The sequence below is a fragment of the Streptomyces sp. NPDC048600 genome, assembly GCF_055587025.1.
Map to the genome: position 1 here is coordinate 23,359 of NZ_JBVJGZ010000020.1, position 25,346 is coordinate 48,704.

General features: G+C 71.8%; 18 protein-coding genes and 1 riboswitch. Of the genes, 10 read left to right on the forward strand and 8 right to left on the reverse strand.

What is annotated here, in order from left to right; translation table 11 throughout:
* Positions 1–172: 172 nt before the first annotated feature.
* The 3 genes from ACZ6SQ_RS25195 (at position 173) to ACZ6SQ_RS25205 (ending at position 4,529) form a co-directional block, all read left to right on the forward strand.
* Entirely contained in the window at positions 173–2,296 is a 2,124-nt protein-coding gene (locus tag ACZ6SQ_RS25195; protein ID WP_469565852.1) for a DNA gyrase/topoisomerase IV subunit B, read from the forward strand.
* 89 nt (positions 2,297–2,385) lie between these two features.
* Entirely contained in the window at positions 2,386–2,937 is a 552-nt protein-coding gene (locus ACZ6SQ_RS25200) for a DUF485 domain-containing protein (protein WP_469565854.1), read from the forward strand.
* Positions 2,934–4,529, forward strand: a complete 1,596-nt coding sequence (locus ACZ6SQ_RS25205; protein ID WP_469565856.1) for a solute symporter family protein — start codon at positions 2,934–2,936, stop codon at positions 4,527–4,529. The genes ACZ6SQ_RS25200 and ACZ6SQ_RS25205 overlap by 4 nt, the downstream gene beginning before the upstream one ends.
* 128 nt (positions 4,530–4,657) lie before the next feature.
* On the opposite strand, the gene ACZ6SQ_RS25210 is transcribed toward ACZ6SQ_RS25205, so the two are convergent.
* The 4 genes from ACZ6SQ_RS25210 to ACZ6SQ_RS25225 all read right to left on the reverse strand — a co-directional run bounded on the left by ACZ6SQ_RS25210 (position 4,658) and on the right by ACZ6SQ_RS25225 (position 9,536).
* Complete coding sequence (locus ACZ6SQ_RS25210) at positions 4,658–5,338, reverse strand: response regulator (RefSeq protein ID WP_469565858.1); 681 nt, start codon at positions 5,336–5,338, stop codon at positions 4,658–4,660.
* Positions 5,335–7,011 carry a sensor histidine kinase gene (locus tag ACZ6SQ_RS25215; protein WP_469565860.1) on the reverse strand — a complete coding sequence of 559 codons (1,677 nt, stop codon included), beginning with the start codon at positions 7,009–7,011 and terminating at the stop codon, positions 5,335–5,337. The genes ACZ6SQ_RS25210 and ACZ6SQ_RS25215 overlap by 4 nt, the downstream gene beginning before the upstream one ends.
* 213 nt (positions 7,012–7,224) lie before the next feature.
* The gene (locus ACZ6SQ_RS25220) at positions 7,225–8,166 is read right to left on the reverse strand and encodes a sucrase ferredoxin (RefSeq protein WP_469565862.1); all 942 of its coding nucleotides are present in this window, start codon (positions 8,164–8,166) and stop codon (positions 7,225–7,227) included.
* An 80-nt stretch (positions 8,167–8,246) separates the two neighbouring features.
* Positions 8,247–9,536 carry a citrate synthase family protein gene (locus tag ACZ6SQ_RS25225; protein WP_469565864.1) on the reverse strand — a complete coding sequence of 430 codons (1,290 nt, stop codon included), beginning with the start codon at positions 9,534–9,536 and terminating at the stop codon, positions 8,247–8,249.
* Between the two features lie 109 nt (positions 9,537–9,645).
* On the opposite strand from ACZ6SQ_RS25225, the gene ACZ6SQ_RS25230 reads away from it, so the two are divergent.
* A complete protein-coding gene (locus ACZ6SQ_RS25230) occupies positions 9,646–10,815 on the forward strand; it encodes a citrate synthase/methylcitrate synthase (RefSeq protein WP_469565866.1) in 1,170 nt (389 codons plus the stop codon).
* Between the two features lie 117 nt (positions 10,816–10,932).
* Here the strand turns inward: ACZ6SQ_RS25230 and ACZ6SQ_RS25235 are convergent, their stop codons facing one another.
* Together ACZ6SQ_RS25235 and ACZ6SQ_RS25240 are read right to left on the reverse strand one after the other, a co-directional pair.
* A complete protein-coding gene (locus ACZ6SQ_RS25235; protein ID WP_386382806.1) occupies positions 10,933–11,172 on the reverse strand; it encodes a hypothetical protein in 240 nt (79 codons plus the stop codon).
* A 317-nt stretch (positions 11,173–11,489) separates the two neighbouring features.
* Complete coding sequence (locus tag ACZ6SQ_RS25240) at positions 11,490–12,062, reverse strand: DUF6082 family protein (protein WP_469565868.1); 573 nt, start codon at positions 12,060–12,062, stop codon at positions 11,490–11,492.
* Between the two features lie 614 nt (positions 12,063–12,676).
* On the opposite strand from ACZ6SQ_RS25240, the gene ACZ6SQ_RS25245 reads away from it, so the two are divergent.
* A complete protein-coding gene (locus ACZ6SQ_RS25245; RefSeq protein WP_469565870.1) occupies positions 12,677–13,867 on the forward strand; it encodes a CobW family GTP-binding protein in 1,191 nt (396 codons plus the stop codon).
* A gap of 86 nt (positions 13,868–13,953) precedes the next feature.
* On the opposite strand, the gene ACZ6SQ_RS25250 is transcribed toward ACZ6SQ_RS25245, so the two are convergent.
* Positions 13,954–16,410 (reverse strand): DNA gyrase/topoisomerase IV subunit A, encoded by a 2,457-nt coding sequence (locus ACZ6SQ_RS25250; protein WP_469565872.1) that lies wholly within the window; start codon positions 16,408–16,410, stop codon positions 13,954–13,956.
* Positions 16,411–16,646: 236 nt separating this feature from the next.
* On the opposite strand from ACZ6SQ_RS25250, the gene ACZ6SQ_RS25255 reads away from it, so the two are divergent.
* From ACZ6SQ_RS25255 to ACZ6SQ_RS25270, 4 genes are all read left to right on the forward strand, one after another.
* Positions 16,647–18,053 carry a M16 family metallopeptidase gene (locus ACZ6SQ_RS25255; protein WP_389326843.1) on the forward strand — a complete coding sequence of 469 codons (1,407 nt, stop codon included), beginning with the start codon at positions 16,647–16,649 and terminating at the stop codon, positions 18,051–18,053.
* The gene (locus ACZ6SQ_RS25260; RefSeq protein WP_469565875.1) at positions 18,050–19,438 is read left to right on the forward strand and encodes a M16 family metallopeptidase; all 1,389 of its coding nucleotides are present in this window, start codon (positions 18,050–18,052) and stop codon (positions 19,436–19,438) included. Before ACZ6SQ_RS25255 ends, ACZ6SQ_RS25260 begins: the two co-directional genes overlap by 4 nt.
* Positions 19,439–19,734: 296 nt before the next feature.
* Positions 19,735–19,897: riboswitch (cyclic di-AMP (ydaO/yuaA leader) on the forward strand.
* Between the two features lie 13 nt (positions 19,898–19,910).
* On the forward strand, positions 19,911–20,678 hold the full coding sequence (locus ACZ6SQ_RS25265; protein WP_469565877.1) for a M23 family metallopeptidase: 768 nt from the start codon (positions 19,911–19,913) through the stop codon (positions 20,676–20,678).
* 305 nt (positions 20,679–20,983) lie between these two features.
* Positions 20,984–21,679: a GntR family transcriptional regulator gene (locus ACZ6SQ_RS25270; RefSeq protein ID WP_469565878.1), complete on the forward strand. Its 696-nt coding sequence runs from the start codon at positions 20,984–20,986 to the stop codon at positions 21,677–21,679.
* A 215-nt stretch (positions 21,680–21,894) separates the two neighbouring features.
* Here the strand turns inward: ACZ6SQ_RS25270 and ACZ6SQ_RS25275 are convergent, their stop codons facing one another.
* Positions 21,895–22,176 (reverse strand): HPr family phosphocarrier protein, encoded by a 282-nt coding sequence (locus tag ACZ6SQ_RS25275; RefSeq protein ID WP_266474265.1) that lies wholly within the window; start codon positions 22,174–22,176, stop codon positions 21,895–21,897.
* Positions 22,177–22,401: 225 nt separating this feature from the next.
* Here ACZ6SQ_RS25275 and ACZ6SQ_RS25280 point away from each other — a divergent pair, with 225 nt between their 5' ends.
* Complete coding sequence (locus ACZ6SQ_RS25280) at positions 22,402–25,278, forward strand: bifunctional acetate--CoA ligase family protein/GNAT family N-acetyltransferase (RefSeq protein ID WP_469565880.1); 2,877 nt, start codon at positions 22,402–22,404, stop codon at positions 25,276–25,278.
* Positions 25,279–25,346: the final 68 nt, after the last annotated feature.

The window sequence follows — 25,346 nt, forward strand, 5'->3', positions numbered from 1 at the left end:
TGCTTCACTCCATCGAGGGATCGAACACCCATGCGATGCTGGACTAGGCTGTGTTTCGGACGAGGGTGGCGTTACAACGGCTCTACCAGGCCTCGGTACCCTCTGAGCGGCGACCGAAGCCGCGCCCTTACCCAGAAGGGCCCCAACTGAAATTCAGCGAGGAGCGAACCGCGTGACCGCCGAAACGTCCGTGCCGTCCACAGCGCTGCTGGCAGGAGCAGACCGGGACGGTTCCAACTACACCGCGCGGCACCTCCTCGTCCTCGAGGGCCTCGAGGCTGTGCGCAAGCGCCCGGGTATGTACATCGGATCCACCGACAGTCGTGGTCTCATGCACTGTCTGTGGGAGATCATCGACAACTCAGTGGACGAGGCCCTCGGGGGCTACTGCGACCACATCGAGGTGATCCTGCACGACGACGGCTCGGTGGAGGTGCGCGACAACGGCCGCGGCATCCCGGTCGACGTCGAGCCCAAGACCGGTCTGTCCGGCGTCGAGGTCGTGATGACCAAGCTCCACGCGGGCGGCAAGTTCGGCGGTGGCTCCTACGCCGCCTCCGGCGGTCTGCACGGCGTCGGCGCCTCCGTCGTCAACGCCCTGTCCGCCCGCCTGGACGTCGAGGTCGACCGCAGCGGTCACACCCACGCCATCAGCTTCCGGCGCGGTGTCCCCGGAGCGTTCGCCGGCGTCGGCCCGGACGCGAAGTTCGAGGCCAAGGGCGGACTGCGCAAGACCAAGAAGCTGCCGAGGACGCGTACCGGCACGCGCGTGCGCTACTGGGCCGACCGCCAGATCTTCCTCAAGGACGCCAAGCTCGCCCTGGAGACCCTCCACCAGCGCGCCCGGCAGACCGCCTTCCTGGTGCCCGGCCTGACCATCGTCGTGCGCGACGAGTTCGGTCTCGGCGAGGGCGGCAGCAAGGGCGAGGAGTCCTTCCGCTACGACGGCGGCATCAGCGAGTTCTGCGAGTACCTGGCCAGTGACAAGGCCATCTGCGACATCCTCCGCTTCACCGGACAGGGCACCTTCAAGGAGACCGTCCCGGTGCTCGACGAGCACGGCCAGATGACCCCCACCCAGGTCACCCGTGAGCTGGTCGTCGACGTCGCCCTGCGGTGGGGCACGGGGTACGACACGACCGTCAGGTCGTTCGTCAACATCATCGCCACCCCCAAGGGCGGCACGCACGTGGCGGGCTTCGAGTCGGCCGTGGCCGGCACGATCAACGAGGTCCTGCGCACCAAGAAGCTGCTGCGCGTCGCCGAGGACGACGTCGTCAAGGACGACGCCCTGGAAGGTCTGACCGCGGTCGTCACGGTCCGTCTCGCCGAGCCGCAGTTCGAGGGACAGACCAAGGAGGTGCTCGGCACCTCGGCCGCCCGCCGCATCGTGAACGGCGTGGTGACCAAGGAGCTCAAGGCGTTCCTCACGGCCACCAAGCGTGACGCCGCCCAGCAGTCCCGGGTGGTCCTGGAGAAGGTCGTCGCCGCGGCCCGTACGCGTATCGCGGCCCGCCAGCACAAGGACGCCCAGCGCCGCAAGACGGCCCTGGAGTCCTCGTCGCTGCCCGCGAAGCTGGCCGACTGCCGCAGCGACGACGTCGACCGCAGCGAGCTGTTCATCGTCGAGGGAGACTCCGCGCTCGGTACCGCCAAGCTCGCCCGGAACTCCGAGTTCCAGGCTCTGCTGCCGATCCGCGGCAAGATCCTCAACGTCCAGAAGTCGTCTGTCACGGACATGCTGAAGAACGCCGAGTGCGGCGCGATCATCCAGGTCATAGGGGCCGGCTCGGGCCGCACCTTCGACATCGACGCGGCCCGCTACGGCAAGATCATCATGATGACCGACGCCGATGTGGACGGCTCCCACATCCGCTGCCTCCTCCTGACGCTCTTCCAGCGCTACATGCGGCCGATGGTCGAGGCCGGCCGGGTCTTCGCCGCGGTGCCTCCGCTGCACCGGATCGAGCTCGTCCAGCCCAAGAAGGGGCAGGACAAGTACGTCTACACGTACTCGGACCGCGAACTGCGCGACACCCTCATGGAGTTCCAGAGCAAGGGTGTCCGCTACAAGGACTCGATCCAGCGCTACAAGGGTCTGGGTGAGATGGACGCCGACCAGCTGGCCGAGACCACCATGGACCCGCGCCACCGCACCCTGCGTCGGATCAACCTGTCCGACCTGGACGCGGCCGAGCAGGTCTTCGACCTCCTCATGGGCAACGACGTGGCGCCGCGCAAGGAGTTCATCTCCAGCTCCGCGGCGACGCTGGACCGGTCCCGTATCGACGCCTGACCGCTTCCGGCCTCGGGCGCATCACCTGAAGGGGTGAAGCGCCCGAGGAAGAAGAGCCGGGGATCTTCCCGTTCTGTCCATCCTTGGGCATGCACTCAAGCAATGGTCGCCCCCGCGTGCACGGGGGCGGTCCGGGAAGACCGGCGGACACCCGTGACACCGCGACAGATCCGTCCGCCGACGCGCCGGAGCCCATGGGCTACGACGACCCCTGGTACGACGCGCTCGCGGCGGGCTGGGGAGAGTCGGCCGGACCCGTCGGCGCCGTGCCCTCCGCGCGCGCGGAGGGCGGCCGCACCGCCCTCGCGGCGGCCGACGTGTACCTGGAGGTCCAGCGCAGCGCGGCCTTCCAGGAGGTGCGCAGCCGCTACCGCCGGTTCGTGGTGCCGGCCGTCGTCGCCTTCCTCGCCTGGTACCTGGGCTATGTCGTCGCGGCCACGACCGCGCCCGGCCTGATGGCGCGTCCGGTCGCGGGAGCCGTGAACGTGGCGATGCTCGCCGGGCTCGGACAGTTCCTCACGACCTTCGCCCTCACCTGGGCCTACGCCCGGCACGCGCGCCTGCGCCGGGACCGCGCGGCCCTCGAACTGCGCTGGGACACACAGGAACTGACGCGGGGCGTCAGAGGCGGTGCACGGTGACGGACGATCACCAGATGCTGGTATTGGTGCTGTTCAGCGCGTTCGTCGCCGTCACTCTGGCGATCACCACCTGGGTGAGCCGCAACCGGCACGGTTCGGCGGAGGAGTTCTACGCGGGCGGGCGGCTGTTCTCGCCGATGGAGAACGGATTCGCCATCGCGGGCGACTACATGTCGGCCGCGTCCTTCCTCGGCATCTCGGGCCTGATCGCCCTGTTCGGCTACGACGGGCTGCTGTACTCGGTCGGTTTCCTGGTCGCCTGGCTGGTGGTGCTGTTCCTGGTCGCCGAACTGGTGCGCAACTGCGGGCGTTTCACACTCGCCGACGTGGTCGCCGCACGGATGCGTGAGCGGCCGGTGCGGATCGCGGCGGGAACTTCCTCGGTCGTCGTGTCCGTTCTCTATCTGGTGGCGCAGATGGTGGGTGCGGGCAGCCTGGTCGCCCTGCTGCTGGGCGGCACGAGTGAGGCGGCGCAGGCCTGGACCGTCGTCGTGGTCGGTGCGCTGATGGTCGTCTATGTCTCGATGGGAGGGATGCGAGCCACCACCTGGATCCAGATCGTCAAAGCGGTCCTGCTCATGGGCGGGGCGATCGCCCTGACCGTGCTCGTACTGCTGCGGTTCCACGGGGACTTCGACCATCTGCTGCGCAGCGCGGCCGAACGCAGCGGGCACGGCGCCAAGTTCCTCGCGCCCGGACTGAAGTACGGCGGCGACTGGACGGCCCGCTTCGACTTCATCAGCCTCGGTCTGGCCCTCGTGCTGGGTACGGCCGGACTGCCGCACATCCTGTCCCGGTTCTACACCGTGCCCACCGCGCGGGCCGCCCGCCGGTCGGTGGTCTGGTCGATCGGGCTCATCGGCGGCTTCTACCTGATGACGATCGTGCTCGGCTTCGGCGCCGCCGCCATCGTGGGACCGGACGCCGTACGCGGCTCGAACGCGGCGGGGAACACGGCCGTACCGCTGCTCGCCCTCGACCTCGGCGGCGGCGCGGACTCCACGGGCGGCACGGTGCTCTTCGCGATCGTCGGCGCCATCGCCTTCGCCACCATCCTGGCGGTGGTCGCCGGGATCACCCTCGCCTCGTCGGCCTCCGTCGCCCATGACCTGTACGCGTCCCTGCGGCGTCGCCGCACCCGGCCGCCGCGCAGCGAGGTGGCCGTGGCCAGGGTCGCCGCGGTCGGGATCGGGGTGATCGCCATCGGGCTGGGCCTGCTGGCCCGGGACCTGAACGTCGCGTTCCTGGTCGGCCTGGCGTTCGCGGTGGCCGCGTCCGCGAACCTGCCCGTCCTGCTGTACTCGCTCTTCTGGCGCGGCTTCACCACACGCGGAGCCGTGTGGTCGGTCTACGGCGGGCTGATCCCCGCCGTGGTGCTGGTACTGCTGTCACCCGTGGTGTCGGGCAGTCCCGACGCGCTCTTCCCGGCTGTCGACTTCCAGTTCTTCCCGCTCCAGAATCCGGGCCTGGTCTCCATCCCGCTGGGCTTCCTCGCGGGCTGGATCGGCACATTGACCTCCGCCGAGAAGGCGGACGAGGCGAAGCACGCCGAGACCGAGGTGCGGTCGCTGACGGGCGCGGGCGCGGTGTAGCGGGGCCTGGGACGGACGAGGCCGGCCGTGGTGCGGACCGGCGTGGATGTGGTGCGCTCGCCGACCGGGCGCGGTGCCTCGGCCGCGCCCTGACCTCGGTGCCGTCGGCCCTCGCGCTTCAGGTCGCGTCAGGTGCGGGTCGCCCACACGTAGCGGTGCTCGGGGCGGCCCGCGTCGCCGTACTTGAGGGTCAGCGTGGCGCGGCCGGTGCGCTCCAGGAGCTTCAGATAGCGCTGGGCGGTCTGGCGGCTCAGCCCCGTGCGCTCGGCGATCTCCTGGGCCGACAGAGGGCCGTCGGCGTGCATCAGTGCCTGGCGGACCAGTTCCGCGGTGGTGGGTGAGTGGCCCTTGGGCAGATCCGGCTCCGTCGCGGTGGACAGGGCGCCGAAGATCCGGTCGACCTCGGCCTGCTCGGCCTCGCCACCGCCGTCCAGGGTGCGCCGCAGCCGTGCGTACGCCTCCAGCTTGGAGCGCAGCCCGGCGAACGCGAACGGCTTCACCAGGTACTGCAACGCCCCCTGCCGCATGGCCTCCTGCACCGTCGAGACGTCCCGGGCCGCGGTCACCATGATCACGTCCGTGTGCCGGCTGCGGCGGCGCATCTCCCGGACGACGTCCAGCCCCGTCGCGTCGGGCAGATAGTGGTCCATGAGGACGAGATCGAGGCGAGGCAGTTCCGTCAGCAGACGCAGCGCCTCGGCGGCGCTGTGCGCCTCGCCCGCGACATGGAAGCCGGGCACCTTCTCGACGTACGCGGCGTTCACCCGTGCCACCCTGATGTCGTCGTCCACGACCAGGACCTCGATCATCGGGACTCCTCCTCGGGGGCCGTCGGCCCGGTGGCTGGTGCGGTCAGGGCCGGTTCCTGGGCGGACGCGTCCAGCGCCTCGGGCAGGACGACGGCGAACTCCGCGCCCCCGCCGGGTGCGTCGGCCACCGTCGCGCTGCCGCCCTGGCGCTCGGCGAGCCTGCGGACCAGGGAGAGCCCGATGCCGCGTTCCCGGTGGGCCGGACGCTCCTTGGTCGACCAGCCCTCGGTGAAGATCAGTTCGCGCCGCTCGGGCGGAATGCCGGGCCCGGTGTCCCGCACCCGGAGCACAACCGCGCGTCCCTCCGCGCGCAGTTCGACCTCCACGCGCGCGTGCGGCGTCGCGGTGGCCGCGTCGAGCGCGTTGTCCACCAGGTTGCCGACGACGGTGACCAGACCCCGCGGGTCGACCAGCCGGTCCGGGAGCCGGGTCCCGTCGGACACCCACAGGGCCACTCCGCGCTCGGCCGCGACGGTCGCCTTTCCGACCAGTACGGCCGCCAGCAGCGGATCGTGGATCCTCTCGGTGACCTGCTCCGAGGTCACCCGGTGATCGCCGACGACCTCACCGACGAACTCCACGGCGTCGTCGTACATCTCCAGCTCCAGCAGCCCCAGCAGGGTGTGCATCCGGTTGGCGTGCTCATGGTCCTGCGCGCGCAGCGCGTCGATCAGACCCCGGGTGGAGTCCAGCTCCCGGCCGAGCTGCTCCAGCTCCGTGCGGTCGCGCAGAGTGGCGACCGCGCCGCCGTCGTCGGTCGGCATACGGTTGGCGACCAGCACGCGCGGGCCGCGGACCGTCAGCAGGTCGGTGCCGGAGACCCGCCCCGCCAGCACGTCGGCCGTGCGCCCCTCGCCGAGCGCCTCGTCCGGGGAACGGCCCACCGTCTCCTCGCCGACGCCGAGCAACCGCTGCGCCTCGTCGTTGAGCAGGCGGATACGGCCGGAGCCGTCCAGGGCGACGACGCCCTCGCGGATGCCGTGCAGCATCGCCTCGCGCTCGGCGAGCAGCGCGGAGATGTCCGAGAAGGCGAGGTCCCGCGTCTGCCGCTGCACCCGGCGGGCGATGAGCCACGCGGCCAGCGCCCCGACCGCCAGGGCACCGCCGGCGTACGCGAGCAGCCCCGGGATCGCGTGGATCAGCCTGGCCCGCACGCTGTCGTAGGCGATACCGACCGACACCGCCCCGACGATCTCGCCCCCGGCGTTCCGCAACGGCACCTTGCCCCGGGCGGAGCGGCCCAGGGTGCCGTCGTCGATCTCCATCACCTCGTGGCCCGCGAGCGCCTGGCTGGGGTCGGTGGAGACCGTGCCGCCGATCGCCCCGGGCTCGGTGTGCGACCACCTCACGCCCCGTCGGTCCATCACCACGACGTACTCGGCCCCGGTGGCCTTCCGGATGCGTTCCGCCTCCCGCTGCACGGGCCCGTCGGGTGTCGCGGGCGTGCGGACCAGATCCTCGGCGACCTGCGGCTGGGCGGCGGTCGTCTGCGCGATGGCGAGCGCCCTGCGCATCGCCTGGTCGTCCAGCTGTGCACCGAGCGGAGCGAGGAACAGACCGGTCGCGAGTACCGCGACTCCCGCGGCGATCGCCACCTGCATGAGCAGCACCTGCGAGAACACCCGGCGCGGCAGGCCGAGCCGCAGGCGGCGTGCGGGGGGAGTGGTGGGCATAGCCACGACGGTACGTGGACGCACCGGGACTGCCGCAATTGTGTGGGCTTGATCTCTTGAGCGGGCCGGGTCGCGGGTCGGACGCGGGTCAATGTGGTGCAGATGGGTCGACAGGGTCAACCCATGCATGGGTCCATGCGTGGCATTGACCGACCGCCGAGAGTTGATCAACGCGGACGGATCGGCGACGGCGATCAACTGTGGAGCGGGCCGTCAGCTCGCCAGCGCCGCCGAGACCAGCTCCCGTACGGCCACCACGTCCATCCGCGCGGGCGCCCCGAGGATCGACGTCCCGCAGCTCTCCGGACGCGGCGGCTGGGACGCGCCCTGCGCCACGGTCACCCGCCAGTGCCGCCCGTCGACGTGCCCGACGGTGACCTCCCAGCGGGGAGCCGCGCCGTCCGTCCGTACGACGGTGAGGGCCTCGGCGGCGTACTCGCCGACCGCCTCGCGCACGGCCAGTTCGGCCGCCTGGCCGGGACGCTCCCAGGCGGAGGCGCCGCGGCACCCGTCCATGGCCACCCGGCCCTCGCGGACGCCGTGCAGGGCCTCCCTGACGGTGTGCGCCTCGGCGCGGCCGTACGCGTAGCCGTAGGGGAGGACGAGCACGGTGGGGGAGAAGCGGTGACCACCCAGATGGGTGACCTCCCAGACCCCGTCGACCCCCGAGGCCGTGAGTTCGGCCGCGAGCGGGCGGCCGAGGAGGGCGCAGCAGCGGTCCCGCTTGCCGTTGGTGCACACGAGGGCGAGCGGGCCGTCCGTGTGCCGGCGGCCGTCCAGGACGGCGTCGAAGGAACTGTGGTCGCCCCGGCCGAGCGCGGTGAAGTCCAGGTCCAGGAGCCGGCGCGGGTCGACGGTGGTGGCCTCGCGCAGCCAGACGTTGCCCGGCACGGTGTGCGAGACGTACACCCTGCGCACGGACGGAGAGTGGCTGTCGGCGTGACGGCCGGAGCGGCGGATGAGCGCGATGCGCACGCCCGTGCCCTTCGCGGCGGCCTCGAGGGCGCGCCCGAGGACGGGGTCGAGATGGCTGGAGGTGAGAGCTCGGGCACCCCACGGGCCGGGCTGTTCCAGCAGCAGCCAGGTCTTCGCGGGGGCAGCGGTGCCGGAAACGGGCTCGTCGAAGTCCCGCGAGACGCTTGCACACGTACTCACAGAGGTGAGCCTAACCTGACTTGGCTCGGCGTGACTTCCTGGAGTGCCCGTGTCCTCGGGCGCGGCGGCCGAGACGCCCGTTACGGGTGGGGCGGTGGTGATTCGCCGCCGCCGTCCGGCAGCGGCTGGGGCGGCTTGGGGCCGACGTAGAGGCCGCTGGGCCGCATCCTCAGCGGGCGCTCGCCGTACTCCTCCAGGGCGTGCGCGATCCAGCCGGCCGTACGGGCCACCGCGAACATCGTCTCGCCCGCCGTGGACGGCATCCCGGCGGACGCCGTGAAGACGGCCAGGGCGAGATCCACGTTGGCGTGCAGCGGGGTGTGGCGCGCGGCCGTCTCCACGACGTGGCGGGCGGCGGCGAGGGCCGGGCCGGCGTTCGGGATCTCCTCCAGGAGGCCGAACAGCACACGCGCGCGTGGGTCCTCACCGGGATAGAGCCGGTGGCCGAGTCCGGGAACGCGGCGTCCCGCGCGCAGTTCGTCGGCGACCACGGGTGCCGCGTCGCCCTGGTCGAGCACCTCCAGCAGCATGCGGTGGGCGAGCCCGCTGGCCGCGCCGTGCAGCGGGCCCTCGATCACGCCCAGCCCCGCCGAGACCGCCGCGTAGGCGTGTGCCCGGGCCGAGGCGGCGACCCGCACCGCGAGGGTCGAGGCGGCCAGGTCGTGGTCGGCGAGGAGGCCGAGCGCCGTGTCCAGGACGCGCAGCGACGCCTCGTCGGGCTGCTTGCCGGACAGCCGTGTCCACAGGCGTTGGGCGAGGGGACTGTCGTGCCGGCTCGCGCCCAGCAGCACCGGAGGCAGTGCGTCGACGATCGTCGGGATCAGGGTGCGCGCGGTGCCGAGCACCGCCTCCTCGGACAGGTCGAAACGCAGCGGATCCGCGGTGGCGGCGGCGATGGCGGCGACGCGCAACCGGTCGGTGGGTCCGGCGTGTTCGGGCAGCGCGTCCACGGCCCGGCGGGCCACGGCCATGGAGGCCTCGGGAGCGGTGAAGGTGACCCCGGTACGCATCCGTCCCGTCCACAGCCACTCGGCGATCTCCTCGTAGGAGTGGCGCACGGCCAGTTCGGACGCGTCGACGCCCCGGAAGTAGTACCGGTCCGCCTCGATGAGCGTGATGCGGGTGCGCACGGACAGCTCGCCCCCGATGCTCTGACTCACCGCGCTCTCACGCCTGTTGCGCCGGGCGAGCGCCTCGACCTCCTCGGCGGCGAAAGTGCTGCCGCGGCCGCTGGGCGAGCGACGGCTGCTGAGCTGGCCGCGGCTGACGTAGGCGTAGACCGTCTCGGGCTTCACACCGAGCACCTCGGCGGCCTCCTTGGTGCTCAGGCGTCGCTCCGAGGGGCCGGTACCGGCTTGCTGATCGCGCATGGCGGTCACCGTATCCACATCTGTGACGTATTGATTGCATATTGATTCAATCAATATTGACAGACATTGAGTCAACCATGGACAGTCGAATCAAGTCCAGGGAGGAAACATGTCCGTCAACCGGTCCGCATCAACTCTTGTCGACGTACCGCGAGGGCTCTCGGGCGTCGTCGTCACCGACACCGAGATCGGCGACGTACGAGGACGCGAGGGCTTCTACCACTACCGCCAGTACTCGGCCGTCGAGCTCGCGCAGACCCGCGGCTTCGAGGACGTCTGGCATCTCCTGGTCCACGGCGAGCTCCCCGATGCCGGGCAGAGCGCCGCGTTCGCCGCCGAGACCGCCGCGCTGCGGCGCCTGCCCGACGAGGTGGCGGCGGCGCTGCCCGCGATCGCGGCGGGCGGCGGCCGCTCCGGCCCGCTCGCGGGTCTGCGTACGGCGTTGTCGCTGCTTGGGGCCGCCAAGGGCTTCCGGCCCGTGTACGACATCGACGCCGCGCGGCGACGGGCGGACGTCGTGACGGCGACCGCCGCGGTGCCGACGCTGTTGACGACACTGCACCGGCTGGGTCAGGGACTTGATCCGGTCCAGCCTCGTGAGGATCTGTCGTACGCGGCCAACTACCTGTACATGTTGACCGGTTCGGAGCCCGATCCGCGGCACGCCCGTGCTGTCGAGCAATACTTGATCTCAACCATTGACCACGGATTCAATGCGTCAACCTTCACGGCGCGCGTGGTCGCCTCGACCGGCGCGGACGTCGCCGCCTGTCTCGTGGGCGCCGTCGGCGCGCTCTCCGGCCCGCTCCACGGCGGTGCCCCCAGCCGTGCGCTCGACACACTGGACGCCATCGGGACACCGGACCGCATCGACCCATGGGTGCGGGAGCGTGTCCTCGCGGGCGTCCGGATCATGGGCTTCGGGCACGCGGTGTACCGCACCGAGGACCCCCGTTCGAGGATGCTGCGGGAGATCGCGCAGGGGTTCGGGGGCGAGCGGGTGGAGTTCGCCGTGCAGGTCGAGCGCGGGGTCGAGGCGGTGCTCGCCGAGCTGAAGCCGGGCCGCGAGCTGCACACCAACGTCGAGTTCTACGCGGGCCTGGTCATGGAACTGTGCGGGCTGCCGCGGGAGATGTTCACGCCGACCTTCGCGGCGGCGCGGGTGGTGGGCTGGAGCGCGAACATTCTGGAGCAGGCCGAGGACTCGAAGATCATCCGGCCGGCGGCGCGGTACGTCGGGCCGGTGCCGCCGGTACCGGTTCCCGGCCGGGCCGCCTGAGGCCGAGCCGGGAGACCTGGGGCAGGCCTGGGCCGCTCAAGGGGCGGGCGGCCCGGGAACGGGCCGGGGCCCCGGCGTCGTACGGGGGACGACGCCGGGGCCCCGGGCACGGCCGGATCAGACGTCGGGGATGTCGGCCTTCGCGCGGACGAGGGTCTCGCGGCTGATGACGACGATGCGTTCGTAGTCGGCGCGCGAGGCGTCCGAGGGCAGGTCGGGTTCCAGCGAGTCCGTGGCGTCCGTTCCGATGACCGCGAAGTTGCCGTCGGCCAACTCGAAGATGTCGGGGCAGTTCGCTCCACTCACGCTGCCTCTCGCGCGCGGGGAGACGCCGATCCGACGGATGATCTGACTCACTGTTGAATTCCCTCTGGTGTCGCGTACGGAAAAGCCTGCACGGGGCGACCGTGGAACGAGGGCGGCCCTGTGGGGTGCGGCTCTCCAAGCGGTGGTGCAAGCGAGTGCTGCGGAGTCGCCCTCGACACGGTCATGCGTGAGTCAACTCCTGTGGCGACTCAGACAACTGGGGACTTCACAGGTTCGTTATGGGCCGGGGGTGTGATTTCGCTGTGAACGCGGTTCACGCCCCCGGTGCCCTGCCCTGCCCTGCCCTGCCCCCGCCTCCGAAGCCCGTCCCTACGCCCCCCGCTACGAAGCCCCCTCTGCACCCCGCGCTACGAACCCCCCGTCTCCGGCGCTTCCGGCGGCTCTCCCACCACCCACCACTCCTCCCCGTCCGCCTCCTCCAGTTGTGCGAGGAGTTCGTCCACCATGCGGCCGAGCTCCGCCTCGTCGGAGTCGTCGGCGATGGTGGCCCGTTGGTGGCTGGTGGCGTACCAGTACTCGCGTACGACGGGGTTCTGGAGGATGCCGCGGACGAAACCGTGGAACTCCTCGCGGCTGATGTTGCCGATGCGGTAGTAGAACAGGGCGTTCGTGTAGAGGGCGTTGGCGAAGAGGTACTGACGTCGCCGGCCGGGGGAGACGGGAGGCTCGTACAGGTCGAGCACCTCGGCGAGTTCGGGGTCGTCGATGGCCTTGCTCAGCAGCTCCCAGTGAAGACGCTGCTGATGGGCCAGGTTGGCGTGATGCTGGGCGCGGGCGGCCCGGTCCAGCTGGTCGAGGCGTAACGCGAGCGTCTCCAGCCGGTCCAGCCGGGTGGCGAGTGACTCCAGCCGTTCCAGGCGTGTCGTCAGGGTCGCGAGCGCCTGGCGGTGGACGGCCAGGGTGACAAGCGCTCCCGTCATCAGCCCGAGGCCGGCGGCGACCGCCGTTCCCGGCCCCCGTGCTCCAAAACTCCGTGTGCCCATGTCAACCCCCGAATCGTGCGGCAGTCCGCCGGTCGTCGGGTGCGGGTCGACGGGGGAACCGGCGAGCGATGGGTGGCGCCAGAGCGTCGTGCGGTGGGACGGGCGGGGGGCATCCTGGCCTCCCAGGGCCTTTCCTGGCCTGCGGGGGTACCTCCCCCGATCTGCCGAGCCCCCTTCGCCGACGCCGACGCCGCCGAGCCGACGGACCCGACAGCGCGCCGAGCCGACAACCCCTCGAGTCGACCGACCGACAGCCCCTCGAGCCGGCTCACCCCGGACCCGGCCCACGGCAGGCGTCTCCGGCCGTCTCCCAGAGTGCCGAGCGGCTCTGATCGGCGGGGAGGCGGAGAGAGGAGGCGCACGGAGGGATGCGAGGGTCGCACGCGTCTCGCACTCCCCGGCGCCTTGCCAGACGTCTGCCCCGCAAATGCTGCTAACAATCGTTCACAACACCGGGTTTCCTGCGGCTCGTATCCTGGGGCGGCAGTCAATCCTCAAAGGCGCGCACGGTTGCGATCCGGTGTGCGCGTGGGCGCGAGAGAGGTCGCACATTGGGTCCGAGTCCGCGGCAGATCCCCGTCGTCGTGCTAGCCGGATTCCTGGGTTCCGGCAAGACCACACTGCTCAACCACCTCCTGCACCACAGCGGAGGCAGCCGTATCGGCGCGATCGTCAACGACTTCGGCGCGATCGAGATCGACGCCCTGGCCGTGGCCGGCGCGGTGGGCGACTCGACCGTCTCCCTCGGCAACGGCTGCCTGTGCTGCGCCGTGGACGCAAGCGAACTCGACGTCTACCTGGAGCGGCTCGCCCACCCCGCGGCCGGGATCGACGTCATCGTCATCGAGGCCAGCGGACTCGCCGAACCCGAGGAACTCGTGCGGATGGTGCTGGCCAGCGAGCTGCCGGACATCGTCTACGGCGGGCTCGTCGAGGTCGTGGACGCGGTCGAGTTCGACGACACGCGCGCGCGGCACCCCGAGATCGACCGGCATCTCGCCCTCGCCGACCTGGTCGTGGTCAACAAGACCGACCGGGCTACGGACGCCGCGCGCGTCCTCGGCCTCGTCCGCTCCCTCGCCGACCGTGCGGCCGTCGTCCCCGCCGCCTACGGCCGCATCGACCCGGAGTTCCTCTTCGACTGCCGGCCCGCCGAGGAGCGCGTCGGACAGCTGTCCTTCGACGACCTCTACGAACGCCGCGAACGGCACGACGACCCGGCCCACGACGACGCGGCCCAGGGAGCCGTCGGCCACCACCACGCGGACCGCCCCTCGGCGGACGGTCAGGCCCATCACGCCGGCCACCTCCACACCGCCTACGACAGCGTGTCCTTCGTCTCCGGACTGCCCCTCGACCCGCGCCGCTTGATGAGCTTCCTCGACAGCCGCCCGGAGGGGCTGTACCGGATCAAGGGCTACGTCGACTTCGGGCCCCACGACCCGCGCAACCGGTACTCCGTGCACGCCGTGGGACGGTTCCTGCGGTTCCGGCCGGAGCCCTGGGCGGCCGGCGCGGCGGCCGAGGACCGCCTGACCCAGCTCGTCCTCATCGGCTCCGGCATCGACGCGGCCGCCCTCGCCAAGGAGCTCGACACGTGCAGGAGCGACGCCTCGCACGCCGATGAACACGGCATGTGGGGCGTCCTGCGCTACGTCCGCGACCCGGAGGCCGACCTCGGCCCGCAACCGGCGGCGGAACCGAGCGACTGCCTCGGCCCCGCAGAGGACGCCCGCCCTTAGAGGACCGTCCTCGAGCAGGCGCCCTCCAGAGGACGCCCGCTCCGGAAGCCCGTCCCTTGCAGGGCACCCGCCCCATAAGCCCCGCCCTAGAACACCCGCCCCGCCACCACCGACACCGTCTTCGCCAGCGAGACCCCCGAGCCGTCACGGCGCGGATCGGGCTCGGGCAGCTCCACCGGCGTGCCGTTCTTCTGCGCGGCCCGCGCCGGAGCGGGGCCCGCCCAGGCCAGGGACAGACAGTCCTCGCCCTTCAGGAACCGCTGGCAGCGCACGCCACCGGTGGCCCGGCCCTTGCGCGGATACTGGTCGAACGGGGTCAGCTTGGCCGTGGTCTGCACGGAGTCGTCCAGCGTGCCGCGCGAGCCCGCCACCGTGAACACCACCGCGTCCGCCGCCGGGTCCACCGCCGTGAACGAGATGACCTTCGCGCCCTCGGTGAGCTTGATGCCCGCCATGCCGCCCGCCGGACGGCCCTGCGGACGCACCTGCGCGGCCTGGTAGCGCAGCAGTTGCGCGTCGTCCGTGATGAAGACCAGGTCCTCCTCGCCGGTGCGCAGCTCCACCCCGCCGACGATCCGGTCGCCGTCCTTGAGGGTGATGACCTCCAGCTCCTCCTTGTTCGACGGGTAGTCGGGCACGACGCGCTTGACCACGCCCTGCTCGGTGCCGAGCGCCAGACCGGGGGAGGACTCGTCGAGCGTGATCAGGCAGACGATCGTCTCGTCGCCCTCCAGGGAGACGAACTCCGTGAGCGGTGCCCCGCCCGACAGGTTCGGCGCGGTCGCCGTGTCCGGCAGCTGGGGCAGGTCGATCACGTTCAGCCGCAGCAGCCGGCCGGACGAGGTGACCACACCCACCTCGCCCCGCTGGGTGGCCGGCACCGCCGAGACGATCACGTCGTGCTTGGTGCGCCGCCCGTCGCTGTCCTCCGGCAGCTCACCTGTCGCCGTACGCGCCATCAGGCCCGTCGAGGACAGCAGCACCCGGCACGGGTCGTCGGCGACCTGGAGGGACACCGTGGGGGCCGGGGCGCCCGCGGACTCCAGCAGGACCGTACGGCGGTCGGTGCCGAACTTCTTGGCGACCGCGGCCAGCTCGTTGGAGACCAGCCGGCGCAGCTCGGTGTCCGACTCCAGGATCCGGGTCAGCTCCTCGATCTCGGCGTTCAGCCGGTCCTTCTCCGACTCCAGCTCGATCCGGTCGAACTTGGTCAGACGGCGCAGCGGCGTGTCGAGGATGTACTGCGTCTGGACCTCGCTGAGCGAGAAGCGCTCGATCAGGCGCTCCTTGGCCTGCGCGGAGTTCTCGCTGGAGCGGATCAGGCGGATCACCTCGTCGATGTCCACCAGCGCCGTGAGCAGGCCCTCGACCAGGTGCAGCCGGTCACGGCGCTTGCCGCGGCGGTACTCGCTGCGGCGCCGCACGACCTCGAAGCGGTGGTCGAGGTAGACCTCCAGCAGCTCCTTGAGGCCGAGGGTGAGCGGCTGGCCGTCGACGAGCGCGACGTTGTTGATGCCGAAGGACTCCTCCATCGGCGTCAGCTTGTAGAGCTGCTCCAGGACCGCCTCGGGCACGAAGCCGTTCTTGATCTCGATGACCAGGCGCAGGCCGTGCTCGCGGTCGGTGAGGTCCTTGACGTCGGCGATGCCCTGGAGCTTCTTCGAGCCGACCAGGTCCTTGATCTTGGCGATGACCTTCTCAGGACCGACGGTGAACGGCAGCTCGGTGACGATCAGACCCTTGCGGCGCGCGGTGACCGTGTCCACGGCGACCGTGGCGCGGATCTTGAAGGTGCCGCGGCCGCTCTCGTAGGCGTCGCGGATGCCGGCCAGGCCCACGACCCGGCCGCCGGTGGGCAGATCCGGGCCCGGCACGTGCCGCATCAGGGTGTCGAGATCGGCGTTCGGGTACTTGATCAGATGGCGGGCGGCCGCGATGACCTCGCGCAGGTTGTGCGGCGGCATGTTCGTCGCCATACCGACGGCGATGCCCGAGGCGCCGTTGACCAGCAGGTTCGGGAAGGCGGCGGGCAGGGCCACCGGCTCCTGCTCCTGGCCGTCGTAGTTCGGTGCGAAGTCGACCGTGTCCTCGTCGATCGACTCGGTCATCAGGCTGGTGGCCTCGGCCATCCGGCACTCGGTGTACCGCATGGCGGCGGGCGGGTCGTCGTTGCCCAGCGAGCCGAAGTTGCCGTGTCCGTCGACCAGCGGCACCCGCATCGAGAACGGCTGGGCCATCCGCACCAGGGCGTCGTAGATCGACGCGTCGCCGTGCGGGTGGAGCTTGCCCATGACCTCGCCGACGACCCGGGCGCACTTCACGTAGCCGCGCTCGGGGCGCAGCCCCATCTCGTTCATCTGGTAGACGATGCGGCGGTGCACCGGCTTGAGGCCGTCGCGGGCGTCCGGCAGGGCGCGGGAGTAGATGACCGAGTACGCGTACTCGAGGAAGGAGCCCTGCATCTCGTCCACGACGTCGATGTCGAGGATCTTCTCCTCGAACGACTCGTCGGGCGGCGGGGTCTTCGTGCTGCGGCGGGCCATCGCTGCCGGCTCCTTGATCTGAAGCGTGAACGGGATCTGACGCGGACCATTGTGGACCTCGGTACTGACAACACCGGACGAGGACCCGGCCCCACGTGTCCGCAGGCTACGGGATCTCGCTCTCGGCGTACGGCGGCCGGGAACTCCACCGGTGGTCCGCACGCTTGCATACAGTGGCAGGACCGGCAGGAGAACAGCGGTTTTCAGCGACCGCGACAGCGATCGAAGGGACGTACATGCCCATGGGTCACACGGCCACAGACCAGGCAGGCTCCGGGGGCCTGACAGCGACCGAGCACCGACTGGCCAACGGCCTGCGCGTGGTGCTGTCCGAGGACCACCTGACCCCGGTCGCGGCGGTGTGCCTCTGGTACGACGTCGGCTCCCGCCACGAGGTCAAGGGACGAACCGGTCTGGCTCACCTCTTCGAGCACCTGATGTTCCAGGGCTCCGGACAGGTCAAGGGCAACGGACACTTCGAGCTGGTGCAGGGCGCGGGCGGCTCGCTCAACGGCACCACCAGCTTCGAGCGCACGAACTACTTCGAGACCATGCCCACCCACCAGCTGGAGCTCGCCCTCTGGCTGGAGGCCGACCGCATGGGCTCGCTGCTCGCGGCCCTGGACGACGAGTCCATGGAGAACCAGCGCGACGTCGTCAAGAACGAGCGCCGCCAGCGCTACGACAACGTGCCCTACGGCACCGCGTTCGAGAAGCTGACCGCCCTCGCCTACCCCGAGGGCCACCCGTACCACCACACCCCCATCGGCTCGATGGCCGACCTGGACGCGGCGACCCTGGAGGACGCGCGGGCGTTCTTCCGGACGTACTACGCACCCAACAACGCGGTCCTGTCCGTGGTCGGCGACATCGACCCCGAGCAGACCCTCGCGTGGATCGAGAAGTACTTCGGCTCCATCGCGGCCCACGACGGCAAGCCGGCCCCGCGCGACGGCACCCTCCCCGACGTCATCGGCGAGCAGCTGCGCGAGGTCGTCGAGGAGGAGGTCCCCGCGCGGGCCCTGATGGCCGCCTACCGGCTGCCGCACGACGGCACGCGCGCGTGCGACGCCGTCGACCTCGCGCTCACCGTCCTCGGCGGCGGCGAGTCCTCGCGCCTGTACAACCGGCTGGTACGCCGTGACCGTACGGCCGTCGCGGCCGGCTTCGGTCTGCTGCGCCTGGCCGGGGCACCCTCGCTGGGCTGGCTGGACGTCAAGACCTCCGGGGACGTCGAGGTGCCGGTCATCGAGGCCGCCATCGACGAGGAGCTCGCGCGGTTCGCCGCCGAGGGGCCGACCGCCGAGGAGATGGAGCGCGCCCAGGCGCAGTTGGAGCGCGAGTGGCTGGACCGGCTCGGCACGGTCGCGGGCCGTGCCGACGAACTGTGCCGTTTCGCCGTGCTGTTCGGCGACCCGCAGCTCGCCCTGACAGCCGTGAAGCGCGTGCTGGAGGTGTCGGCCGAGGAGGTCCGCGAGGTCGCCGCGGCCCGGCTGCGGCCCGACAACCGCGCGGTGCTCGTCTACGAGCCGCTGTCCCCGGAGTCCGCGCAGCACACCGAGGACGAGGACTTCCCCGAGGACCCGGAGGCCGAGGCCACCGTCGAGGCCGGTGCCGACACGAACGAGGAGACGGCCAAGTGACCGAGCTCGCCACCATGGACTTCCACCCCCAGCCGCAGCCCGGCGACGCCCGCCCCTGGGCGTTCCCGGCGCCTGAGCGCGGGACCCTCGACAACGGCCTGACGGTGCTGCGCTGCCACCGCCCCGGCCAGCAGGTCGTCGCCGTCGAGGTGCTCCTGGACGCGCCGCTCGACGCCGAGCCGGCCGCCCAGGAGGGCGTGGCCACGATCATGGCCCGGGCCTTCTCCGAGGGCACCGACAAGCACTCCGCCGAGGACTTCGCGGCCGAGCTGGAGCGCTGCGGCGCCACCCTCGACTCGCACGCCGACCACCCGGGCGTCCGCCTCAGCCTGGAGGTTCCCGTCTCCCGGCTGGCCAAGGCGCTCGGCCTGCTCGCCGACGCGCTGCGGGCGCCCGCCTTCGCCGACAGCGAGATCGAGCGGCTGGTGACCAACCGTCTCGACGAGATCCCGCACGAGCTGGCCAACCCGGCCCGGCGCGCGGCCAAGGAGCTCTCCAAGGAGCTGTTCCCGGCCGACTCGCGCATGTCCCGCCCGCGCCAGGGCTCCGAGGAGACGGTCACCGCGATCGACTCCGCGGCCGTGCGCGCCTTCTACGAGCGGCACGTGCGCCCCGGCACGGCCACGGCGGTCGTGGTGGGCGACCTGGAGGGCGTCGACCTGGACGCGCTGCTCGGCGACACCCTGGGCGCCTGGACGGGCTCCAAGGCCGCGCCCCGGCCGGTCCCGGCGGTGACCGCCGACGACACCGGCCGGGTCGTCGTCGTGGACCGGCCCGGCGCCGTCCAGACGCAGTTGCTCATCGGCCGCGTCGGGTCCGACCGGCACGACCGCGTGTGGCCCGCGCAGGTCCTCGGCACGTACTGCCTGGGCGGTACCCTCACCTCCCGCCTGGACCGCGTCCTGCGCGAGGAGAAGGGCTACACCTACGGCGTGCGGTCGTTCGGCCAGGTGCTGCGCTCCGCGCCCGACGGCTCGGGCGTGTCGATGCTCGCCATCAGCGGTTCCGTCGACACCCCGAACACCGGCCCCGCCCTGGCGGACCTGTGGACGGTGCTGCGTACGCTCGCGGCGGAGGGCCTGACCGACGGCGAGCGGGACGTCGCGGTGCAGAACCTGGTCGGGGTGGCGCCGCTGAAGTACGAGACCGCCGCCGCGGTCGCGGGCACGCTGGCCGACCAGGTCGAGCAGCACCTGCCCGACGACTTCCAGGCGACGCTGTATCAGCAGCTCGCCGCCACCGGCACGGTGGAGGCCACGGCGGCCGTCGTGAACGCCTTCCCCGTGGACCGGCTGGTGACGGTCCTGGTCGGCGACGCGGCGGAGATCAAGGAGCCGGTCGAGGCCCTCGGGATCGGTGAAGTGACTGTCGTGGCGGCCGAGTAGGGACGTGACGGCACGCGCGCGTGGCGAGGAAGTCCGCGTCACGCGCGTGGGGTCCTGCGGTGACGAGCGCGAAGGACCCGAACGCGGACAATCCACGTCACGCGCGCGTGGGGCCCTGGTGACCGGAGTGTCACCAGGGCCCGTTTTTGTCTGTATTGGCAGTGGATTATGGGAGAGAAACCCCTTCTGCCCTGTGGCATGCGCTACAAATCCTCTGATCGGTTTGAGGATTGAAAGACGATCCCCTTAGCGTCATGCGGGCTGTTCGTCAGGCAGTGCGCCGCAGCCGCGGCACCGGACAGTCATCGCCGAGTCCCCCCACGGCGCGAGCCAGGGGAGCCGGGGACCCATCGAAGTCCCTGGGGTGAATCGGACGCCCGCGCGCAGGCGAGGGGGTCCGTAGGAGACCTTCCTGCTCCGAACCCGTCAGCTAACCCGGTAGGCGAGAAGGAAGGAAAGGACCAGCCACTACATGGCGTTCACCCGCGCCACCGGGAAGCACCGTCGTCCCAGCCGGATGCAGCGCGGCACCGTCCGCGCGGCGGGCGTCGCGGCGCTCGCCACCACCGGCGTCATCGGCACCCTGGCCGCTCCGGCCCTCGCCGCCGAGCAGCCCGAGGCCGAGCAGACCGGTCTGCTGCCGGTCATCACCCTCGGCGACTCGGTCGCCGACCAGATCGACGCCCAGGCCGACGCGCAGAAGCTGGCCGCCGAGAAGGCGCTCGCCGAGCAGCTTGCCGAGGCGGCCGCCAAGAAGCGCGCCGAGGAGCGTGCGGAGGCGGCCCGCGAGGCCGAGGAGCGCGCCGCCCGCGAGGCCGAGCGCAAGCGCCTCAACACCTTCGTGTCGCCGATCGCCGACTCCTACGTCTCCACCGGCTACCGCACCGGCGGCGCCGTGTGGTCCTCCGGCAGCCACACCGGTGTCGACTTCCACGCCGCCAGCGGCACGGTCGTCCAGGCCGTCGGCATGGGCACCGTCGTCGAGGCGGGCTGGGGCGGCGCGTACGGCAACCAGGTGGTCGTCCGGATGCACGACGGCACCTACACCCAGTACGGCCACCTGTCCTCCATCGCCGTCGCGGTGGGCCAGTCGGTCGTCCCGGGCCAGCAGCTGGGACTGTCCGGCGCCACCGGCAACGTCACCGGCGCGCATCTGCACTTCGAGGCCCGCACGGGCGAGGAGTACGGCTCGGACATCGATCCGATCTCCTACCTGCGCTCGCACGGCGTGAACATCTGATCCCCGTGTCCGCGCCCACGTGGGCACCGCGCAGCGGGTGACCACGTACGCCGCACCGAAAGCCCCGGCCGTCACGGCCGGGGCTTTCGGCGTTCCCGCCCCGCCCCCGGAGGGCGCCGCCCCTGTAGCCCAGGTGTTCGCCGCCCGTCGCCGGAGCGTTCGATTCGGCCGTCCGGAGGCGGTCGTATGTCCAAAAAATATTCATGGATTCCGGCCTGCCTTCGGAAATTCGGCGTGATTGCAATAGAGTCGCTGAACACACGTCAATCGTCGACGTTTCACGGGGATTAATGCGGAGGTCGGTCATGCGTGTTCCGGCGCACTCGGTGTGCACGGCGATCCGGGACGACATCGTCGCGGGTGTCTACGAACGCGGCGGCCGGCTCACCGAGGAAGTGCTGGCGAAGCGCTACGGCGTCTCGCGCGTCCCCGTCCGGGAGGCCCTGCGCACGCTGGAGGCGGAGGGGTTCGTGGTGACCCGTCGGCACGCGGGCGCCTGTGTCGCCGAACCCACCGAGCAGGAGGCCGCGGACCTGCTGGAGATGCGCATGCTGCTGGAGCCGCTCGGCGCCTCCCGGGCCGCGCAGCGCCGCACCGAGGCCCATCTGAAGGTGCTGCGCGGTCTGGTGCGGCTGGGTCAGGAGCGGGCCAGACGGGGCAGCAGCGACGATCTGAGGTCCCTGGGGGGCTGGTTCCACGAGACGCTCGCCCAGGCCTCCGGCAGCCCCGCGCTGATCTCCGTGCTGACCCTGCTGCGGCACAAGATCGCCTGGATGTACTCCGTGGAGCCGCCGGCCGGGCCCGTGGAGTCCTGGGCCGAGCACGGCGCGATCGTGGACGCGGTGGCGCGCGGCGACAGCGAGCGCGCGCGGGCGGTCACCGCACTGCACGCCGAGCGGGCGAGCGCGGCGCACCGGCTGCGCATTCCCGGCGGGGTGGACCGCGGCGACCGCGTGAGGACTTCGCAACATCCCGTAAACATGTCGGGTCTGCGGCATTAACAAGCGCGCCGTATACAAAGAGGAGATATTCGCGGTGGAGGTGTATTTCCGCTGCCTTTTTCGCGTGCGCCGATAATTCCGGCTGTGCGCTCCAAGGCGTGCCCGGAGAATTCTCTCGCCCGCCGCGGGAATTGCTGACGGTGTCCCGGGAAACGGCAGAAGCCGCGTCGCCCGGACGGGTGACGCGGCTTCTGTATGTGAGCTGCCGGGGCCGCTCAGACGGTCTCGGGGAGCTCCTCGAGACCCTCGGCGACCAGCTTGGCCAGACGGTCGAGGGCGACGTCAGCGCCCTCGGCCTCGGAGGCGAGCACGATCTCCTCGCCGCCCTGGGCGCCCAGGCCGAGGACGGCCAGCATGGAGGCCGCGTTGACGGGGTTGCCGTCGGCCTTGGCGATCGTCACCGGGACGCCTGAGGCAGTGGCGGCTCGGACGAAGATGGAGGCGGGGCGGGCGTGGAGACCCTCGGCCCAGCCGACGTTGACGCGGCGCTCAGCCATGTGATGCTGCCCTTCACTTTCCCAGGGTTGTCTAGACCAGTGTTCCACACCGTGGAGGGTGCCCGGAACGGTCCGCCGTCCCGCGCCGGAACAGTCCTCCGTCCCGCACGGTAAAGGCCCTCCGTCTCGCACCGGCCCGGCCGCCGGACCGCGGCCCCGGCCCGGCGTGTTTTCTCCACAGACTGCCCCGCGCCGTTGTCGTACGCGAGCCGTACGCTGGGCCCCATGCAGAGCGCGCCGGACCGGCAGGAGTACCCCGACCACTGGGAAGCCGACGTGGTGCTGCGCGACGGCGGCACCGCGCGCGTCCGCCCCATCACCGCGGACGACGCCGAACGCCTGGTCAGCTTCTACGAGCAGGTCTCCGACGAGTCGAAGTACTACCGCTTCTTCGCGCCCTACCCACGCCTGTCCGCCAAGGACGTCCACCGCTTCACCCACCACGACTTCGTGGACCGGGTGGGCCTCGCGGCCACCGTGGGCGGCGAGTTCATCGCGACCGTGCGCTACGACCGCATCGGCGCCGACGGCCTGCCCGCCTCCGCGCCCGCCGACGAGGCCGAGGTGGCGTTCCTGGTGCAGGACGCCCACCAGGGGCGCGGTGTCGCCTCCGCGCTCCTGGAACATGTCGCGGCCGTCGCGCGCGAGCGCGGGATCCGCCGCTTCGCCGCCGAGGTGCTGCCCGCCAACAACAAGATGATCAAGGTGTTCACCGACGCCGGGTACACCCAGAAGCGCAGCTTCGAGGACGGCGTCGTACGCCTGGAGTTCGACCTCGAACCCACCGACCGCTCGCTCGCCGTGCAGCGCGCGCGGGAGCAGCGCGCAGAGGCGCGGTCCGTGCGCCGGCTGCTCGCCCCCGGGTCCGTCGTCGTGGTCGGCGTCGGCCGCACCCCCGGCGGCGTGGGCCGCGGCATCCTCGACAACATCCGGCAGGCGGGCTTCACCGGGCAGTTGTACGCGGTCAACCGGGCCTTCCCCGAGGACCTCAAGGAGATCGACGGGGTGCCGGCCCACCGCTCGGTGCGGGACATCCCCGGGCCGGTGGACCTCGCGGTCGTCGCCGTACCCGCCCCACGCGTGCCCGACGTCGTCACCGAGTGCGGCGAGCACGGGGTGCAGGGGCTCGTGGTGATCTCCGCCGGATACGCCGAGAGCGGGCAGGACGGCCGCGCGCGCCAGCGCGAACTCGTCCGCCACGCGCGCGCGTACGGCATGCGGATCATCGGGCCCAACGCCTTCGGGATCATCAACACCTCACCCGAGGTGAGCCTGAACGCCTCCCTCGCGCCCGAACCGCCCCGGCCCGGCCGCATCGGCCTGTTCACCCAGTCCGGCGCCATAGGCGTCGCGCTGCTGTCCCGGCTGCACCGGCGTGGCGGCGGCGTCACCGGCGTCACCGGCGTGTCCACCTTCGTCTCCGCGGGCAACCGCGCGGACGTCTCCGGCAACGACGTCGTGCAGTACTGGTACGACGACCCGGACACCGACGTCGCCCTGATGTACCTGGAGTCCATCGGCAACCCCCGCAAGTTCACCCGTCTCGCCCGGCGGACGGCGGCGATGAAGCCGCTGGTCGTCGTACAGGGCGCCCGGCACGGAGGCGCCGCCCCGCAGGGCCACGCGGTACGGGCGACGCGGCTGCCGCACGACACGGTGTCCGCGCTGCTGCGGCAGGCCGGGGTGATCCGCGTCGACACGATCACCGAGCTGGTCGACGCGGGACTGCTGCTCGCGCGCCAGCCCCTGCCGGGCGGCCCCCGGGTGGCGATCCTCGGGAACTCCGAGTCCCTCGGGCTGCTGACGTACGACGCCTGCCTCTCCCAGGACCTGCGGCCGCTGCCGCCGCTGGACCTGACGACGGGGGCCTCCGCGGAGGACTTCCGGCGCGCGCTGTCCCGGGCGCTGGCCGACGAGACGTGCGACGCGGTCGTCGTGACGGCCATCCCGGCGATCGGTGAGGGCTCGCCCGACGACGCGGAGCTGGCGGAGGCCCTGCGGTCGGCGGCGGCGGAGACACCGGGCAAGCCCGTGCTGGTCGTGCATGTCGAGCTCGGCGGACTGGCCGCCGCGCTGTCGGCCGCGACGAGCACCGCGCCCCAGACCGGGGACCGGGCGGCCGCCCCCCACCCCTTCCGACCCCTGCGCCACGCCACCGCCGCCCCGGCCGGACCGCCCGCCGCCCCGGCCGGACCGCCCGCCGAGGACCCGGCCAGCACTCCCGCGGGCCCCACGGCCCCCCGCCTCATCCCCGCCTACCCCGCCGCCGAACGGGCCGTGCGCGCCCTCGCCGAAGCCGTGAAGTACGCCCAGTGGCGGCGGGAGGCCACGGACCCGGGCAAGGTGCCCGAGTACGAGGACGTCGACGAGAAGGGGGCCGCCGGACTGATCGGCGGGCTGCTCGCACGCGGGCAGGGGCTCACCCTCGGCACCGACGAGACCTGCGACCTGCTCGGGACGTACGGCATAAAGGTGCTGCGCGCCCTGCCCGCCCCCACCCCCGACGCCGCCGCCCGGGCCGCGCGGGACCTCGGCTACCCCGTCGCCCTGAAGGCCACCGCGCCCCACCTGCGCCACCGCGCCGACCTCGGCGGGGTCCGGCTCGACCTCGCCGACGAGGAGCAACTGAGGCGTGCGTACACCGAATTGACCGAGCTGTTCGGCTCGCCCGAGGAACTGCGTCCGGTCGTGCAGCGGATGGCACCGCGCGGCGTCGACACCGTCGTACGGGCCGTGATCGACCCGGCGGCGGGTGCCGTGCTGTCGTTCGGGCTGGCCGGGGCCGCGTCGCAGCTGCTCGGGGACACCGCGCACCGCCTGATCCCGGTCACCGACCGGGAGGCGACCTCGCTGGTCAGGTCGATCCGGACGGCGCCGCTGCTGTTCGGCTGGCGCGGTTCGACACCGGTCGACACCCCGGCCCTGGAGGAGCTGCTGCTGCGCGTCTCCCGGCTGGTCGACGACCATCCCGAGGTGGTGGCCGTCACCCTGGAGCCGGTCGTCGTCTCGCCGCACGGCCTGAGCGTCCTGGGCGCCACCGTCCGCCTGGCCCCGCCGCCCGCGCGCGGCGACCTCGGCCCGCGCACCCTGCCCGCGTACTGATGCTCACGGGTCGTCCCTGGGTATGAGGACCTCAGGCCGCTCCTCGGTATACCGAGGAGTGCGTGACC